Origin of the sequence: Kitasatospora sp. NPDC048286, assembly GCF_043201735.1 — a bacterium.
In the GTDB taxonomy this organism is placed as follows: domain Bacteria; phylum Actinomycetota; class Actinomycetes; order Streptomycetales; family Streptomycetaceae; genus Kitasatospora.
The window spans coordinates 1-16334 of record NZ_JBICZE010000001.1 but is presented as its reverse complement, the minus strand read 5'-3'; the positions used below and the strand labels follow the sequence as shown (position 1 = coordinate 16334).

Below are 16334 nucleotides of genomic sequence, written 5' to 3'. Positions count from 1 at the left end.
CATCCGGGTTCGAGGAGATGTGGGCGGAGCTGCTCCCCGTGGGCCGCTCCGCCTCCTCCGGCGGCTACCGCCGCTTCGCCTGGAACTCCGCCGACGCCGAGTGCCGCGCCTGGTTCGAGGAGCAGGCCCGCGGCCGCGGCCTCGCGTACGAGCTGGACCGCAACGGCAACCAGTGGGCCTGGCTGGGCGACCCGAACGGGCAGGGGGCGGTCGTCACCGGCTCGCACCTGGACTCCGTCCCGGACGGCGGCGCCTTCGACGGCCCGCTCGGCGTGGTCTCCTCCTTCGCCGCGCTGGACGAACTGCGCTCCCGTGGCGCCGAGTTCACCAAGCCCCTGGCGATCGTCAACTTCGGCGACGAGGAGGGTGCCCGGTTCGGCGTGGCCTGCATCGGCTCCCGGCTGACCGCCGGCGTCCTCGGCCGCGAGCAGGCGTACGGGCTGCGCGACGCCGACGGCGTCCGGCTGCCCGACGCGATGGAGAAGGCCGGCTACGACCCGACCGCGATCGGCGCGGACGACGACCGGCTGGCCCGGATCGGCGCCTTCGTCGAACTCCACGTCGAGCAGGGCCGCTTCCTCGCCGAGGGGCAGCCGGTCGGCGTGGCCGGCGCGATCTGGCCGCACGGCCGCTGGCGGTTCGACTTCCACGGCGAGGCCAACCACGCCGGCACCACCCGGATCGAGGACCGCCGCGACCCGATGCTGACCTACGCCAACACGGTGCTCGCCGCCCGCAAGAAGGCCCGGCTGGCGGGCGCGCTGGCCACCTTCGGCAAGGTCGCCGTCGAACCCAACGGCACCAACGCGATCGCCTCGCTGGTGCGCGGCTGGCTGGACTCCCGGGCGGCCGACGAGCGCACCCTCACCGCGCTGGTCGCCGAGATCGAGCAGGCCGCCGCCGAGCGCGGCGAACGCGACGGCGTCCGGGTCGAGCTGACCCGCGAGTCCTACACCCCGGTGGTGGACTTCGACGGGCCGCTGCGCGACCGGATGGCCGAGCTGCTGGACGCCCCGGTGCTGCCCACCGGCGCGGGGCACGACGCCGGCATCCTGGCCTCCGCCGTCCCGACCGCCATGCTGTTCGTGCGCAACCCCACCGGCGTCTCGCACTCCCCGGCCGAGTACGCCGAGCGGGACGACTGCCTGGCCGGGGTCGCCGCCCTCGCCGACGTACTGGAGGACCTGGCGTGTCAGTGACCACGACGACGTACTGGGCGCAGTACGCCTGGCTGCCGCACGACGACGGGCCGGCGGTCGGGCAGGACGTGCTGATCACCACCGGCCCCGGCGGGACGATCGCCGCCGTCACCCCGGACAGCGGCCCCTGCCCGCCCGGCGTCGTCCGGCTCGACGGGCTGCTGCTGCCCGGCCAGGCCAACGCCCACTCGCACGCCTTCCACCGGGCGCTGCGCGGGCACGTCCAGGTCGGCTCCGGCACCTTCTGGACCTGGCGCGACACCATGTACCGGTTCGCCGGCGCGCTGGACCCGGACCGCTACCTGGAACTCGCCACCGCCGTCTACGCCGAGATGGCGCTGGCCGGCATCACCGCCGTCGGCGAGTTCCACTACCTGCACCACGCGCCCGGCGGCGCCCGGTACACCGATCCGAACGCGATGGGCGAGGCGCTGATCGAGGCCGCCGCCCGGGCCGGCATCCGGATCACCCTGCTGGACACCTGCTACCTCTCCTCCGGCTTCGGCGCCGAGCCGACCGAGCCGCAGCAGCGGTTCAGCGACGGCGACGCGCAGGCCTGGGCGGCCCGGGCGGACGCGCTCAAGCCGCGCGAGCACGCCCGGATCGGCGCCGCCATCCACTCGGTGCGGGCCGTCCCGGCCGAGCAGCTGGGCACCGTCGCGCACTGGGCGGCGACGCGCGGGGCGCCGCTGCACGTCCACCTGTCCGAGCAGACCGCCGAGAACGACGCCTGCCTGGCCGCCCACGGCGTCACCCCGACCCGGCTGCTCGCCGACCACGGCGCGCTCGGCCCGCGCACCTCGGCCGTGCACGCCACCCACCTGACCGACGAGGACGTCCGGCTGCTCACCGAATCCTCCACCACGGTCTGCATGTGCCCCACCACCGAGCGGGACCTCGCGGACGGCATCGGCCCGGCCCGCCGGCTCGCCTCGGCGGGCACCCCGATCACCCTGGGCAGCGACAGCCACGCGGTGATCGACCCGTTCGAGGAGGCCCGGGCGCTGGAGCTGGACGAGCGGCTGCGCACCCGCACCCGCGGCCACTGGACGGCCGGCGCCCTGCTGCGGGCCGGCACCGAGGACGGGCACGCCTCGCTCGGCTGGCCGGAGGCCGGACGGATCGAGGCGGGGGCGCTCGCCGACTTCACGGTGATCGCGCTGGACACCGTCCGGACGGCCGGACCGCCGCCCCGGCTCGGCGCCGAGATCGCGGTCTTCGCGGCCTCGGCGGCGGACGTGCGGCACGTGGTGGTCGGCGGCCGGCACGTCGTCCGGGACGGCGAGCACCGGCTGGTGGCCGACGTGCCGGGCGCCCTGCGCTCCGCGATCGGCGCGCTGGACTGCTGACCCAGAGATTCCCCAACTCCCCTCGGAAGGCCTCCCCTTGAACGCCAGGACCACCAGGACCACTGTGATCACGGGCATCGGCAGCCTGGTCACCAACGACCCCGGGCAGGGCGCCGGGCCGCTCGGCCTGCTGACCGACGCGGCCGTGGTGGTCGACGGCGGCACCGTCGCCTGGGTCGGCCCGGCCGCCGACGCCCCGGCGGCGGACGAGCGCTTCGACGCCGAGGGCCGGGCCCTGCTGCCCGGCTTCGTCGACTCGCACGCCCATCTGGTGTTCGCCGGCGACCGCACCGCCGAGTTCAACGCCCGGATGTCCGGGCAGTCGTACACGGCGGGCGGCATCCGGACCACGGTGGCGGCCACCCGGGCGGCGAGCGACGCCGAACTGGACGCCAACCTGGCCCGGTTCGTCCGGGAGGCGGTGCGCCAGGGCACCACCACCATCGAGTGCAAGTCCGGCTACGGGCTGACGGTCGAGGACGAGGCGCGCGCCCTGCGGATCGCCGCCGCGCACACCCCGGAGACCACCTACCTGGGCGCCCACGTGGTCGCCCCCGAGTACGCCGAGGACCCGGCCGGGTACGTGGACCTGGTCACCGGCGAGATGCTGGACGCCTGCGCCCCGCACGCCCGCTGGGTGGACGTGTTCTGCGAGCAGGGCGCCTTCGACGGGGAGCAGGCCCGGGCGATCCTGACCGCCGGGATCGAGCGCGGCCTCACCCCCCGGGTGCACGCCAACCAGCTCTCGTACGGGCCCGGCGTGCAGCTGGCCGTCGAGCTGGGGGCCGCCTCGGCGGACCACTGCACCCATCTGACGGACGAGGACGTGGCGGCGCTGGCCGGCTCGCGGACGGTGGCCACCCTGCTGCCGGGGGCGGAGTTCTCCACCCGGGCCGAGTACCCGAGCGGGCGCCGGCTGCTGGACGCGGGCGCGGTGGTGGCGCTGTCCACCGACTGCAACCCGGGCTCCAGCTTCACGAGTTCGATGGCGTTCTGCATCGCGGTCGCGGTGCGGGAGATGGGGATGACCCCGGACGAGGCGGTCTGGGCGGCCACCGCGGGCGGCGCCAGGGCGCTGCGGCGCACGGACGTCGGTGTGGTCGCGCCCGGCGCGCGGGCCGACCTGCTGCTGCTGGACGCGCCCTCGCACGTCCACCTGGCGTACCGGCCGGGCGTGCCGCTGACGGCGGCGGTCTGGCGGGCGGGCGTCCGCGAGGTCTGACGGCCCGGCCGCGCAGGCCCGCCCCCCGGCCGGGGGGCGGGCCTGCGTTCATGCCAGGCCCAACGAGCGCCGCAGGAAGTGCAGTTCGTGGGTCAGCAGGTGCTCCACCACCGCCTCGTCGGTGGGCTGGTGGCCGGTGGCGCGCAGCGGGAGGACCTCGTGCGGGCGGCCGGCGGCGAGCAGGGCGGCGGACAGCCGCAGGGTGTGGGCCGGGTGGACGTTGTCGTCGGCGAGCCCCTGGATCAGCAGCAGCGGGCGGCTGAGCTTCGGCGCCTCGGCGATCAGCGAGCCGCCGTCGTAGTGCTCGGGATACTCGTCGGGGTGGCCGAGGAAGCGCTCCTGCCAGTGGGTGTCGTAGAACCGCCAGTCGGTGGGGGCGGCCCCGGCGCTGGCGGCGTGGAAGACGTCCGGGCGGCGCAGCACGGCGAGGGCGGCGAGGTAGCCGCCGTAGGACCAGCCGCGGATGCCGACCCGGTCGAGGTCGAGCAGCCCGGGCCGCAGCCGGTCGGCCGCCCGCAGGCCCTCGACCTGGTCGCCGAGGGCGGGCTCCGCCTTGTCGCCGTGGATCGTCTTGTCCCAGCGCGGCCCGCGTCCGGGGGTGCCGCGGCCGTCCACGACCAGCACCGCGAAGCCCTGGTCGGCGAACCACTGGGAGACCTGGTCCCACCAGAAGCCGCCGGTGGTGGCCTTCTGCAGGGCGGGCCCGCCGTACGGGTCGAGCAGGACGGGCAGCGGGCCGTCGCCGGGGCGGTGGCCGGCGGGCAGGAAGAGCGCGGCGCGCAGTTCGCGCGGGCCGAGCCGGAGCAGTTCGGGTGCCGCGGTGCGGGCCGGCGGCTCGGCGCGGGAGGCGAGCGGGAGCGCCGGGCGGCCCTCGCGCAGGACGGTGGAGCGGCCGCCGGGGTGGCCGGGGGCGCGGGTGGTGAGCACCAGCGTGCCGCCGCGCCGCACCCCGGTGTGCAGACCGGGGCCGCCGCTCAGCCGCCGGGGGCCGGTGTCGGGTCCGTACGTCCACAGGTGGGTCTCGGTGGGCTCGTCGGAGGCGGTGAACAGCACCTGCTCGCCGTCCGTGCCGAGCACGGCGCGCAGCTGGAGCCCGGGCGGGGTGACCGGCTCGCCGTCGACGGTCAGGTGCCGGGTGTCGCCCAGGTCGGCGGTGTCCACCAGGGCGCCGCCCGCGGTGCGGGCCGGCAGGCCGGGGAGCAGTTCGATCCAGTGCGCGTCCCGCCGTTCGTCCAGCACCCGGGTGGTGCCGTCCGGTCCGATCGCCAGGGTGCGGACGGTGCGCTGGTCGCGGCTCTGCACGGCGGCGTACGGGCCGTGGGCGTCCCAGCCGGCGGCGGTGAGGTACTCGAAGGCGGCGCGGTCCCAGCGGACCTCGGTGTCCGTGCCGTCGAGGCCGAGCAGCCGCAGCGAGACCTCGGCGTTGGCGGTGCCGGCCAGCGGGTAGCGGACGGCGAGCGGTGGGCGGTGCGGGTCGGAGGGGTCGGCGAGGAAGAGGCGGGTGAGCGGGCGGTCGTCGACCCGGGTGGCCAGCAGCGCGGTGCCGTCGGGGGACCACCAGTGGCCGCGGTCCCGGTACATCTCCGCGGCGGCGACGTACTCGGCGAGCCCGTAGGCGACGTCCTCGGCCTCGGGTTCGGCGAGCGGGCGGTCGTCCGTGCCGTCGGCGCCGACCACCCGCAGGGCGCCGCCGAGGACGTAGGCGATCCGGCGGCCGGTCGGGTCGAGCCTCGGGTCCCGCGGCGGGCCGGGGACGGGGACGGCGCGGACGGTGCCGTCGGCGGTGTCGGCCAGCCACAGGGCGCCGGCCAGGGCGAAGGCGGCGAGCGTCCCGGTGGCGTCGGTGCTGTACGCGGCGATGCCCTCGTCGGCGCCGAGAACGGCCGGGTCGGCGACCAGCCGTTCCGCGCCGGTGGCGGTGTCCAGGGCCCAGAGGCAGGCGAGCGGGTCGGTGCCGGTCCGGCCGCGCAGGAAGAGCACGGTGGTGCCGTCCGGCGAGGGTTCCGGCTGGACGGGGACGCCCAGGGTGAACCGCCGGGTGCGGGCCAGCTGACGGGGTAAGGAGGGGGTCGTCATGCCGGGCACCATAGGCACGGCCGCCGGGCCTCTGTCGAGCGTTCGACGTCCGAGCACCCGACGCCCGGGCGGCCGGGCCGGAAAAGACGACCGGGGCCGCCGTGGATCTCAGGAATCCACGGCGGCCCCGGAGTCGTGAGCCGGAGGCGGGTCGGTCAGTGCACGTCGCCCATGAGGGCCTGGACCCGCTTGCGGTACCCGAAGATGGCGAGTCCGGCGAGGACCGCGAGCGACGCCTGCATCGCGATGATGCCGGTGCCGTCGAGGCTGACGCCGGCCAGCGAGAGCAGGCTGGTGGTGCAGTCACCGGCGGTGACGGCGAGGAACCAGACGCCCATCATCTGGGAGGCGTACTTCCGCGGTGCCATCTTCGTGGTGACCGAGAGGCCGACCGGGGAGAGGCACAGCTCACCGATGGTCTGGATCAGGTAGATCGAGACGAGCCACATCGGGGAGACCATGGTGCCGCCGTCCGCCATGTTCATCGGCACGATGAAGATGAAGAACGAGGCGCCGACCAGGAGCAGGCCCATCGAGAACTTCACGATGGTGTTCGGCTCCTTGTTGCGGCGGGAGAGCCACAGCCACAGCCAGGCGAACACCGGGGCGAGCGCCATCACGAACAGCGGGTTCAGCGACTGGTACCAGGTGGCCGAGAAGCCGAAGCCGAACAGGTTGTCCGCGGTCTTCTTGTCCGCGAACAGGGAGAGGGTCGAACCGCCCTGGTCGTAGATCATCCAGAAGATGGCGGCCGCGGCGAAGAACCAGATGTACGCGGACATCTTGGACTGCTCGCCGGCGGTCAGGTCCTTGTCGCGCTTGATCCGGACCAGCACGGTCACCGGGATCAGCAGGCCGGCCACGGTGAGCGGGACGAGGGCCCAGTTCAGCGTGTAGACGCCCATCGCGACGATGGCGCCGTAGAACACGGCCGCGCCGACGACCGTGAGGCCGACCTTCTTCAGCAGGCTGTTGCGCTCCGCGGGCTTCAGCGGGTTGGGGACCTCGCTGCTACGGGGCGACAGGTGGCGGCTGCCCAGCAGGAACTGCACCAGGCCGAAGGCCATGCCGACGGCGGCGATGCCGAAGCCCAGGTGCCAGTTGTACTCCTTGCCGATCGTTCCGATGATGAACGGAGCGACGAAGGCACCGAGGTTGATGCTCATGTAGAAGACGGTGAAGCCACCGTCGCGGCGCGGGTCCTCGGGGCCGTTGTAGAGCTGGCCGACCATCGTGGAGATGTTGGCCTTCAGGAGCCCGGAGCCGACTGCGACCAGGAGCAGGCCGAGGAAGAATGCGGCCTGTCCGGGGATCGCCAGCGCGATGTGGCCGAACATGATCACGAACCCGGCGATGGCGACGGTCTTGCGGGCACCCCAGACCCGGTCACCGAACCAACCGCCGGGGTAGGCCATGAGGTAGACCATCGAGACGTAGACGGAGTAGACCGCCGTCGCCAGCGCCGCCGACTTGGCGAGGCCACCGCCCTGGCTGCCCACGGCGGCGTCGGCGCCACCGGAGACCAGGTAGTAGATCAGCAGGGCGCGCATGCCGTAGTAGGAGAAGCGCTCCCACATCTCGGTCATGAACAGGGTGGCGAGACCTCGGGGGTGACCGAGGAAGGTCTTGCCGCTGGGAGAGGCCGACGTCTTGTCGGCGTCCAGGGTCTTCGACGCCATGAATAGTTGTTCCTTGCCTGACAGCGTCCGCCTAGGGGGGTGGCGGCGGACGTGGACGAAACCACTCTACGTGGCGACATTTGGCTTTATCAGATGACAAAAGCCTTGAATCAGGTGTGGGAATGGCCATGTTGGCAACGGATCTGCCCGATCTATCGATGGTAGATGGGCGTGTCTTCCTTCGGATTCAAGATGCAAGTGGGGATTCTTCGCTGAACGGCCGGTCTGCCCTGTCGTGTTGGGCGTGATCAAGGGCTTATATAACGATCACGCTCTGTGAACTACCTCACAGGGCGTCCGGCCATACCCGGGCGGACTACCATCACCACATGACCTGTGTGCTGCTCGCCGAGGACGATCCGGCGATCTCCGAACCGCTCGCCCGGGCCCTGCGACGCGAGGGCTATGAGGTGCTCGTCCGCGAGGACGGTCCGACCGCACTGTCCGCCGGCCTCACCGAGGAGGTCGACCTCGTCGTCCTGGACCTCGGTCTGCCCGAGATGGACGGCCTGGAGGTCTGCCGTCGCCTGCGCGCCGACGGCAAGAGCTGCCCCGTCCTGGTGCTCACCGCCCGCGCCGACGAGGTGGACACCGTGGTCGGCCTGGACGCCGGCGCCGACGACTACGTCACCAAGCCCTTCCGCCTGGCCGAACTGCTCGCCCGCGTCCGGGCCCTGCTCCGCCGCGGCAACGTCGACCAGCTCACCACCGGCGCGCACGGGGTGAAGATCGACATCGAGTCCCACCGCGCCTGGCTCGGCGACGAGGAACTCACCCTCTCCGCCAAGGAGTTCGAGCTCCTGCGGGTCCTGGTCCGGGACGCCGGCCGGGTGGTCACCCGCGAGGAGATCATGCGGCAGGTCTGGGACACCACCTGGTGGACCTCCACCAAGACCCTGGACATGCACATCTCCTGGCTCCGCAAGAAGCTCGGCGACGACGCGGCCAACCCGCGCTACATCGCCACCGTGCGCGGAGTCGGGTTCCGGTTCGAGAAGAATTAGCGCCTGACGACATCGGGCCCCAGGCGGGCCCTCGGCCCGCGGCAGCGGAACACCTCGGGGAGCGGCAGCGTGAAACGCCGGATGATCAACTCGCTGCTGGGCGTCGTCCTGGTGGTGGTCGTGGTGTTCTGCGTGCCGCTCGCCCTGGTCGAGAAGCGGACCATCGTCAACTCGGCCCAGGACCGGGTGGACGCGGCCGCCGTCCGGGTGCTCGCCCTGGTCGAGAGCCGGCTCGCCGCGGGGGAGCCGGTCACCGGGCGGGCCTTCGAGAGCCAGGTCACCGAGGGCAGCTACGTCGAGGTGCAGGTGCCCGGCCAGCCGGTGGTCTCCGCGGGCGAGCGCCCGGCCGGGAACCACCTGCTGAAGGCCGTCGAGCGCGGCAACAGCGGCGAGACCGTCACCGTCGAGCAGTCCCGCGAGGACGTCGACCACGAGATCGCCAACAACCTGCTGCTGCTCGGCGTGGTCGCCCTGCTGGCCGTCCAGGCCGCGGTGGCGCTCGCCGTCTGGCAGGCCAAGCGGCTCGCCCGGCCGCTCACCGACCTCGCCGAGACCGCCGAGCGGCTCGGCTCCGGCGACCCGCGCCCGCGCGACCGCCGCTACGGGGTGCCCGAACTCGACCGGGTCGCCGAGGTGCTGGACACCAGCGCGGAGCGGATCGCCCGGATGCTCACCGCCGAGCGCCGGCTCGCCGCCGACGCCTCGCACCAGCTGCGCACCCCGCTCACCGCGCTCTCCATGCGGCTGGAGGAGATCACCGCCCTCGCCGAGGAGCCGGAGACGGTCAAGGAGGAGGCGACCATCGCCCTCCAGCAGGTCGAGCGGCTCACCGACGTGGTCCAGCGGCTGCTCACCACCCAGCGCGACCCGCGCAGCCCCACCGCCGTCGCCTTCGACCTCGACGAGGTGATCAAACAGCAGGTGGAGGAGTGGGGCCCGACGCTGCGGGAACAGGGCCGGGTGCTCTCCCTGGAGGGGCTGCACGGGGTCACCGCGGTCGGCACCCCGGGGACGGTGGCCCAGGTGCTGGCCACCCTGATCGAGAACTCGCTGATGCATGGCGCCGGGACGATCACCCTGCGGGTACGGCCGTCCGGCACCTCGGTGGTGGTCGAGGTCCAGGACCAGGGCGCGGGAGTGCCGCCGGACCTCGGCAACCGGGTGTTCGAGCGCGCGGTCAGCGGGCGCAACTCCACCGGCATCGGGCTGGCCGTCGCCCGCGATCTCGCGGAGGCGGACGGCGGGCGGCTCGAACTGCTCTCGCTGAAGCCGCCGGTGTTCGCGCTCTTCCTCGGGCGCAGCCACGAGGGTTAGGGCGTGTCGGGGCGCCGCCCGCGGGGGCGGGCCCGGCAAGGGGAGGGGAGGGGCGGCTACTCGGCCTGGGCGTAGCGGATCCGCTCGGTGGCCAGCATCAGCTCGGCCTGGGCGGCCAGCTCCCGGCCGTCGGCGGTGACCTCCTGCTCGGTCTCCGGCAGCGCCTTGAAGACCCACGTCCGGTAGGAGAAGAACCGGAAGGTGGTGCCGGCGATCAGACCGATCACGTTCTTGGCGATCAGCTGGCTGGTGGGCGAGGAGTAGCCGAGCACGTGCACCGAGAAGGCGTTGATGCCGTTCTCGATCAGCATGCCGATGCCGCTGAAGATCAGGAAGAGGGTGATCTCGCGCTTGCGCGAGGCCGCGTCCCGGTCGCGGTAGAGCCAGTAGCGGTAGCCGAGGTAGTTGGTGCCGATCGCCACGCTGGTGGCGATGTAGCCCGAGAAGGAGTTGATCGGACCGGTCGTCTTGAGGCAGACCCAGAAGACCCCGGCGTTGACGATCACGCCGGTCACGCCGACTATGGCGAACTTCACCACCTCACCCCTGAGCCCACGCAGTTTCTGCATGAGCGAGGGGTTCGAAGCTGCGGTCGTCGCCATACCGGGTGGCCTCCATGTACCTGCGGGGAAAAGCGGTGTCCCACTGGGCCGGGGACACCCCTTGAGCCCTGCGTGCACGCACATGATCCGACCGCGCGGACGAGGACCTGGCCGTTCAGGCTACCCGCTTCCATCGAACGGCTCAGCCGTCCGGGGTGGGGGTTGACATCTACGCGCGTCCGCTCCGGAGGCCCCACCGGCGGCTCCACCGCCCCCGACCGGCCCGGATATCCTGGGCCGCGTGACTTCCCCGGGCAATGTGAATTTTCCAGTGGTGGGCATGATCGGTGGCGGGCAGCTGGCCCGCATGGCACACCAGGCGGGCATCCCGCTCGGGGTCAGGTTCAAACTCCTCGCCGACACGCCCCAGGACTCCGCCGCGCAGGTGGTCTCCGACGTCGTCCTCGGTGACTACCGCGACCTCGACACCCTGCGCGCCTTCGCCGCCGGCTGCGACGTGATCACCTTCGACCACGAACACGTCCCCACCGAGCACCTACGGGCCCTGGAAGCCGACGGCATCGCCGTCCGCCCCGGCCCGGACGCGCTGGTCAACGCCCAGGACAAGGGCGTGATGCGGGCCAAGCTGGACTCCATCGACGTGCCCTGCCCCCGGCACCGCATCGTCGCCGACCCGGCCGACGTCACCGCCTTCGCGAACGAGGGCTCCGGCTACCCCGTCGTCCTGAAGACCGTCCGCGGCGGCTACGACGGCAAGGGCGTCTGGGTCGTCGACGACGAGGAGCAGGCGCAGGCCCCGTTCCTGGCCGGCGTCGCGGTGCTGGCCGAGGAGAAGGTCGACTTCGTCCGCGAGCTGGCCGCCAACGTGGTCCGCTCGCCCAGCGGCCAGGCCGTCGCCTACCCGGTGGTGGAGAGCGTCCAGGAGAACGGCGTCTGCGCCGAGGTCACCGCCCCCGCGCCGGACCTCGACCCGGCCCTGTCCGACGAGGCCCAGCAGCTCGCCCTGCGGATCGCCGGCGACCTCGGCATCGTCGGCCACCTCGCCGTCGAGCTGTTCCAGACCCGGGACGGCCGCATCCTGGTCAACGAGCTGGCCATGCGCCCGCACAACTCCGGGCACTGGACCCAGGACGGCGCCGTCACCTCGCAGTTCGAGAACCACCTGCGGGCCGTCCTCGACCTCCCGCTCGGCGACCCCCGCCCGCGCGCCAGGTGGACCGTCATGGTCAACGTCCTCGGCGGCGACTACCCCGACATGTACCACCCCTTCCTGCACTGCATGGCCCGCGACCCCGGGCTGCGGATCCACATGTACGGGAAGGACGTGAAGCCCGGCCGCAAGGTCGGCCACGTCAACGTCTTCGGGGACGACCTCGAAGACGTCCGCGAGCGCGCCCGCCACGCGGCCGCCTACCTGCGAGGAACGATCACCGAATGACCTCTCCGCTCATTGGCATCGTGATGGGCTCGGACTCCGACTGGCCGGTCATGGAGGCCGCCGCCCAGGCGCTCGACGAGTTCGAGGTCCCCTACGAGGTGGACGTCGTCTCCGCCCACCGGATGCCCCGCGAGATGGTCGCGTACGGCGAGCGGGCCCACGAGCGCGGACTGAAGGCGATCATCGCCGGCGCCGGCGGCGCGGCCCACCTGCCGGGCATGCTCGCCTCCGTCACCCCGCTGCCGGTCATCGGCGTGCCGGTGCCGCTGCGCTACCTGGACGGCATGGACAGCCTGCTGTCGATCGTCCAGATGCCGGCCGGCGTTCCGGTGGCGACCGTCTCGGTGGCCGGCGCGCGCAACGCCGGCCTGCTCGCGGTGCGGATGCTCGCCGCCTTCGACCCCGAGCTCACCGAGAAGATGACCGACTTCCAGACCGAGCTGAACAACCAGGCCACCGAGAAGGGCGCCAAGCTGCGCGCCAAGGTGGCCGGTTCCTCCTCCTTCGGATTCGGCAAGTAATCCCGCTGGTGGGGGTGGGGTAGAACAGCCCGTATGACTTCTCGGACGGACTCCTCCCCCACCCCGCTCGACCGCGCCCGCGCCCTGCTGCGCACCGCCCCCGTGGTGGACGGCCACAACGACCTCCCCTGGGCGATGCGCGAGCAGGCCGGGTACGACCTCGGCGCGCTCGACCTCGCCGCCGACCAGAGCGACCGCCTGCACACCGACCTCGCCCGCCTCGCGGAGGGCGGGGTCGGCGCGCAGTTCTGGTCCGTCTACGTCCCCTCCTCGCTGGCCGGCGACCACGCGGTGAGCGCCACCCTGGAGCAGGTCGACTTCGTCCACGCCCTGGTCGAGCGCTACCCGGACCGGCTGCGCCTGGCCCGTACCGCCGCCGACATGGAGGCCGCCCGCGCCGAGGGCCGGATCGCCTCCCTGATGGGCGCCGAGGGCGGCCACTCCATCGACTGCTCGCTGGCCACCCTGCGCGCCCTGTACGAACTGGGCGTGCGGTACCTGACGCTCACCCACAACGACAACGTGCCGTGGGCGGACTCCGCGACCGACAAGCCGGTGGCCGGCGGGCTGACCCGGTTCGGCGAGGAGGTCGTCCGGGAGATGAACCGGCTCGGCATGCTGGTCGACCTCTCGCACGTCTCCGCCGACACCATGCGCGACGCCCTGCAGGTCACCGAGGCGCCCGTCGTCTTCTCGCACTCCTCCTCGCGCGCGGTCTGCGACCACCCGCGCAACATCCCGGACGACGTGCTCGCCCAGCTGCCCGCCAACGGCGGCGTGGCGATGGCGACCTTCGTGCCGAAGTTCATCCTGCCCGCCGCCATCGAGTGGACCCGGGAGGCCGACGAGAACATGCGCGCCCACGGCTTCCACCCGCTGGACACCACCCCGCCGGCCATGGAGCGCCAGCGCGCCTTCGAGGCCGCCAACCCGCGCCCGATCGCCACCCCGGCCACCGTCGCCGACCATCTCGACCACATGCGCGAGGTGGCCGGCATCGACCACATCGGCATCGGCGGCGACTTCGACGGCACCGCCTTCCTGCCCGACGGCCTGGACTCGGTGGCCGGCTACCCCAACCTGGTCGCCGAACTCCTCGACCGCCGCTGGTCGGAGGCCGACCTGGCCAAGCTCACCTGGCACAACGCCGTCCGCGTCCTGCGCGACGCCGAGTCGGTGGCCGCCCGGCTGCGTGCCGAGCGGCGCCCGTCCATCGCCACCATCGCGCGGCTGGACGGCTGAGCCTCAGCCGAGCCGCGGGATCTCGATGGCCGGGCACCGGTCCATCACCATGGCCGGCCCGGCGTCCCTGGTCCGCTCGTAGGCGGCCTCGTCGACGACGCCGAGCTGGAACCAGACCGCCTTCGCCCCGGCGGCCACCGCCTGGTCGGCCACCTCGCCGGCCAGCGCGCTGTTCACGAACACGTCCACGACGTCGACCTGGAAGGGGATCTCGGCGAGCGAGGCGTAGCCCTGCTCGCCGAGGACCGTCTCGGCCTTCGGGTGCACGGGCACGATCCGCTTGCCGTACTGCTGGAGGACCCGGGCCACCCGGTAGGCGGCCCGGGCGGTGTTGTTGGACAGGCCCACCACGGCCCAGGTGTCGCCCGCGCCGGTGAGGATCCCGCGGACCGTCGCTTCGTCGCCGTAGCTCGTCATGCCGCTACCAACGACGCCCGGGCGCGTGGGATTCCGGCCGGTCGGACGTCGAAGGCCTGGAGCTCGACCCGGGCCGACGAGCAGCTTGCGCATGAAGGCCCCCCGGTCTCCGGACCACCGTGCATGGCGGACGGCCCGATCCTCGCACGAGAGTTGAACATGTTCAAATAATTGTGCCAGGGAACGCGGAAGCGCCCGCCCCCGAGGTCGGGGACGGGCGCTTCCGTGGTGTGCGGGCGGGCGCCTCAGCTCGGGCGGCCCAGGGCGCGGTAGGTCCAGCCGGCGGCACGCCAGGCGTCGGCGTCCAGGACGTTGCGGCCGTCGAGCAGGCGGCGCTCGGCGACCACGGAGCCGAGGGTGGCCGGATCCAGCTCGCGGAACTCGGACCACTCGGTGAGGTGGAGGACGACATGGGCGCCCTCGGCGGCCTCCAGGGCGGAGTGGGCGTAGGTGAGGGACGGGAACATCTTGCGGGCGTTGTCCACGGCCTTCGGGTCGTAGACGGTGACCTGGGCGCCCTGGAGCTGGATCTGGGCGGCCACGTTGAGGGCGGGGGAGTCCCGGATGTCGTCCGAGTTGGGCTTGAAGGCGGCGCCGAGGACGGCGACCCGGCGGCCCAGGAAGCCGCCGCCGCACTGCTCGCGCGCCAGCTCGACCATCCGGGAGCGGCGCCGCATGTTGATCGAGTCGACCTCGCGCAGGAAGGTCAGCGCCTGGTCGGCGCCGAGCTCGCCGGCCCGGGCCATGAACGCGCGGATGTCCTTCGGCAGGCAGCCGCCGCCGAAGCCGAGGCCGGAGTTGAGGAACTTGCCGCCGATCCGCTCGTCGTAGGCGAGCGCCTTGCTGAGCTGGGTGACGTCCGCGCCGGCCGCCTCGCAGACCTCGGCCATCGCGTTGATGAAGGAGATCTTGGTGGCCAGGAAGGAGTTGGCGGCCGCCTTGACCAGTTCCGCCGTCGCGAAGTCGGTGACCATGAACGGCACCCCGGCCGCGATCGGCTCCGCGTACACCTCGCGCAGCAGCCGCTCGGCCCGCTCGCTCTGGGTGCCGACCACGATCCGGTCCGGCCGCAGGGTGTCCTGCACGGCGAAGCCCTCGCGCAGGAACTCCGGGTTCCAGGCGAGTTCGGCGCCCTCGCCGACCGGTGCCAGCGCGGCCAGCCGCTCGGCCAGCCGGGCCGCCGAGCCGACCGGGACGGTGGACTTGCCGACCACCAGGGCGGGGCGGGTCAGGTGCGGCGCGAGCTCGTCGATCGCGGTGTCGACGTACGACATGTCGGCCGCGAACTCGCCCTTGCGCTGCGGGGTGTTGACGCAGACGAAGTGCACGTCGCCGAACTCGGCGGCCTCCTGGGCGGAGGTGGTGAAGCGCAGCCGTCCGGTCGAACCCTCGTGCCCGGCCACGTGCTTGAGCAGCAGTTCGGACAGCCCGGGCTCGTACATCGGGACGCGGCCCGCGGTCAGCATGGCGATCTTGTCCGGGTCGATGTCCAGACCCAGCACCTCGAAGCCGAACTCGGCCATCGCGGCGGCGTGCGTGGCGCCGAGGTAGCCGGTGCCGATCACGGAGATGCGGAGGGTCACGGGTTCTCCTTGGATGCGGACGCGACCAGTACAGATGCCCTGATGCTATCCGCCCGCGGGGAGCACGCACGGATCACCTGCACGGCTGGGACGCTAGGCAGCCGCAGGCCCGCGCCCTAGGATCTCTACTGAACGGTAGTTAACCGCGGATTCGACTCGCACCGGGCGTCGATCGGACCTCGCTCGGGCGTTGGTCACTGAACGACGAGGCAGGCATCATGGCGGGCAGCGCAGGGGCGGCTGACTTCGATCTCTTCCGGATCTCCGAGGAGCACGAGATGCTCCGTGAGGCGGTGCGTTCGCTGGCCGAGGCGAAGATCGCTCCGTTCGCGGCGGAGGTGGACGAGCAGGGGCGGTTCCCGCAGGAGGCGTTGGACGCGCTGCAGGGCAGTGACCTGCATGCGGTGCACGTGCCGGAGGAGTACGGCGGTGCGGGGGCGGACGCGCTGGCGACGGTGATCGTGATCGAGGAGGTGGCGCGGGTGTGTGCGTCGTCCTCGTTGATCCCGGCGGTGAACAAGCTGGGGTCGCTGCCGGTGCAGCTGTCGGGTTCGGAGGAGCTGAAGGCGCGGTATCTGGGGGCGCTGGCGCGTGGTGAGGGGATGTTCTCGTACTGCCTGTCGGAGCCGGAAGCGGGTTCGGACGCGGCGGGGATGAAGACCCGGGCGGTGCGGGACGGGGACTTCTGGGTGCTGAACGGTGTGAAGCGGTGGATCACCAACGCGGG

Annotated in this window: 14 protein-coding genes; 9 read left to right on the top strand and 5 right to left on the bottom strand. The window is 72.8% G+C overall.

Annotation, left to right across the window (positions count from 1 at the left end):
• Window positions 1–17 precede the first annotated feature (17 nt).
• The 3 genes from ACGF13_RS00070 to hutI are packed head-to-tail and all read left to right on the top strand — an operon-like array spanning window position 18 to window position 3770.
• Window positions 18–1199 carry an allantoate amidohydrolase gene (locus ACGF13_RS00070; protein ID WP_392868730.1) on the top strand — a complete coding sequence of 394 codons (1182 nt, stop codon included), beginning with the start codon at window positions 18–20 and terminating at the stop codon, window positions 1197–1199.
• The gene (locus tag ACGF13_RS00065; RefSeq protein WP_392868728.1) at window positions 1196–2548 is read left to right on the top strand and encodes a formimidoylglutamate deiminase; all 1353 of its coding nucleotides are present in this window, start codon (window positions 1196–1198) and stop codon (window positions 2546–2548) included. Before ACGF13_RS00070 ends, ACGF13_RS00065 begins: the two co-directional genes overlap by 4 nt.
• A 37-nt stretch (window positions 2549–2585) precedes the next feature.
• Window positions 2586–3770: an imidazolonepropionase gene (hutI, locus tag ACGF13_RS00060; RefSeq protein WP_392867024.1), complete on the top strand. Its 1185-nt coding sequence runs from the start codon at window positions 2586–2588 to the stop codon at window positions 3768–3770.
• A gap of 48 nt (window positions 3771–3818) precedes the next feature.
• On the opposite strand, the gene ACGF13_RS00055 is transcribed toward hutI, so the two are convergent.
• The gene (locus ACGF13_RS00055; RefSeq protein ID WP_392867021.1) at window positions 3819–5846 is read right to left on the bottom strand and encodes a prolyl oligopeptidase family serine peptidase; all 2028 of its coding nucleotides are present in this window, start codon (window positions 5844–5846) and stop codon (window positions 3819–3821) included.
• Between the two features lie 155 nt (window positions 5847–6001).
• Entirely contained in the window at window positions 6002–7525 is a 1524-nt protein-coding gene (locus ACGF13_RS00050) for a peptide MFS transporter (protein WP_392867018.1), read from the bottom strand.
• A gap of 329 nt (window positions 7526–7854) precedes the next feature.
• On the opposite strand from ACGF13_RS00050, the gene ACGF13_RS00045 reads away from it, so the two are divergent.
• Both ACGF13_RS00045 and ACGF13_RS00040 read left to right on the top strand, forming a co-directional pair.
• On the top strand, window positions 7855–8529 hold the full coding sequence (locus ACGF13_RS00045; protein WP_392867016.1) for a response regulator transcription factor: 675 nt from the start codon (window positions 7855–7857) through the stop codon (window positions 8527–8529).
• A 69-nt stretch (window positions 8530–8598) separates the two neighbouring features.
• On the top strand, window positions 8599–9843 hold the full coding sequence (locus ACGF13_RS00040) for an ATP-binding protein (RefSeq protein ID WP_392867014.1): 1245 nt from the start codon (window positions 8599–8601) through the stop codon (window positions 9841–9843).
• A gap of 56 nt (window positions 9844–9899) precedes the next feature.
• On the opposite strand, the gene ACGF13_RS00035 is transcribed toward ACGF13_RS00040, so the two are convergent.
• Window positions 9900–10379, bottom strand: a complete 480-nt coding sequence (locus tag ACGF13_RS00035) for a GtrA family protein (protein ID WP_392867011.1) — start codon at window positions 10377–10379, stop codon at window positions 9900–9902.
• A gap of 325 nt (window positions 10380–10704) precedes the next feature.
• On the opposite strand from ACGF13_RS00035, the gene ACGF13_RS00030 reads away from it, so the two are divergent.
• Genes ACGF13_RS00030 through ACGF13_RS00020 form a run of 3 tightly spaced genes read left to right on the top strand, consistent with a single transcriptional unit; the run spans window position 10705 to window position 13607 of the window.
• A complete protein-coding gene (locus ACGF13_RS00030) occupies window positions 10705–11844 on the top strand; it encodes a 5-(carboxyamino)imidazole ribonucleotide synthase (RefSeq protein ID WP_392867009.1) in 1140 nt (379 codons plus the stop codon).
• Window positions 11841–12365 (top strand): 5-(carboxyamino)imidazole ribonucleotide mutase, encoded by a 525-nt coding sequence (purE, locus tag ACGF13_RS00025; RefSeq protein ID WP_392867006.1) that lies wholly within the window; start codon window positions 11841–11843, stop codon window positions 12363–12365. The genes ACGF13_RS00030 and purE overlap by 4 nt, the downstream gene beginning before the upstream one ends.
• Before the next feature lie 33 nt (window positions 12366–12398).
• On the top strand, window positions 12399–13607 hold the full coding sequence (locus tag ACGF13_RS00020) for a dipeptidase (RefSeq protein ID WP_392867004.1): 1209 nt from the start codon (window positions 12399–12401) through the stop codon (window positions 13605–13607).
• A 3-nt stretch (window positions 13608–13610) separates the two neighbouring features.
• Here ACGF13_RS00020 and ACGF13_RS00015 read toward each other — a convergent pair whose 3' ends face one another.
• Together ACGF13_RS00015 and ACGF13_RS00010 are read right to left on the bottom strand one after the other, a co-directional pair.
• Complete coding sequence (locus ACGF13_RS00015) at window positions 13611–14024, bottom strand: CoA-binding protein (protein ID WP_392867001.1); 414 nt, start codon at window positions 14022–14024, stop codon at window positions 13611–13613.
• 245 nt (window positions 14025–14269) lie between these two features.
• Complete coding sequence (locus ACGF13_RS00010) at window positions 14270–15607, bottom strand: UDP-glucose dehydrogenase family protein (RefSeq protein WP_392866998.1); 1338 nt, start codon at window positions 15605–15607, stop codon at window positions 14270–14272.
• A 218-nt stretch (window positions 15608–15825) separates the two neighbouring features.
• On the opposite strand from ACGF13_RS00010, the gene ACGF13_RS00005 reads away from it, so the two are divergent.
• Window positions 15826–16334 (top strand): acyl-CoA dehydrogenase family protein (locus ACGF13_RS00005; RefSeq protein WP_392866995.1); only part of this gene is annotated, 509 nt, incomplete at its 3' end.

What these genes read in the sequence shown, in the direction of transcription:
- ACGF13_RS00070 (WP_392868730.1), top strand. Translation starts at nt 18, where the DNA reads ATGTGGGCGGAGCTGCTCCCCGTGGGCCGCTCCGCCTCCTCCGGCGGC.
- ACGF13_RS00055 (WP_392867021.1), bottom strand. Translation starts at nt 5,846, where the DNA reads ATGACGACCCCCTCCTTACCCCGTCAGCTGGCCCGCACCCGGCGGTTC.
- ACGF13_RS00050 (WP_392867018.1), bottom strand. Translation starts at nt 7,525, where the DNA reads ATGGCGTCGAAGACCCTGGACGCCGACAAGACGTCGGCCTCTCCCAGC.
- ACGF13_RS00045 (WP_392867016.1), top strand. Translation starts at nt 7,855, where the DNA reads ATGACCTGTGTGCTGCTCGCCGAGGACGATCCGGCGATCTCCGAACCG.
- purE (WP_392867006.1), top strand. Translation starts at nt 11,841, where the DNA reads ATGACCTCTCCGCTCATTGGCATCGTGATGGGCTCGGACTCCGACTGG.
- ACGF13_RS00020 (WP_392867004.1), top strand. Translation starts at nt 12,399, where the DNA reads ATGACTTCTCGGACGGACTCCTCCCCCACCCCGCTCGACCGCGCCCGC.
- ACGF13_RS00015 (WP_392867001.1), bottom strand. Translation starts at nt 14,024, where the DNA reads ATGACGAGCTACGGCGACGAAGCGACGGTCCGCGGGATCCTCACCGGC.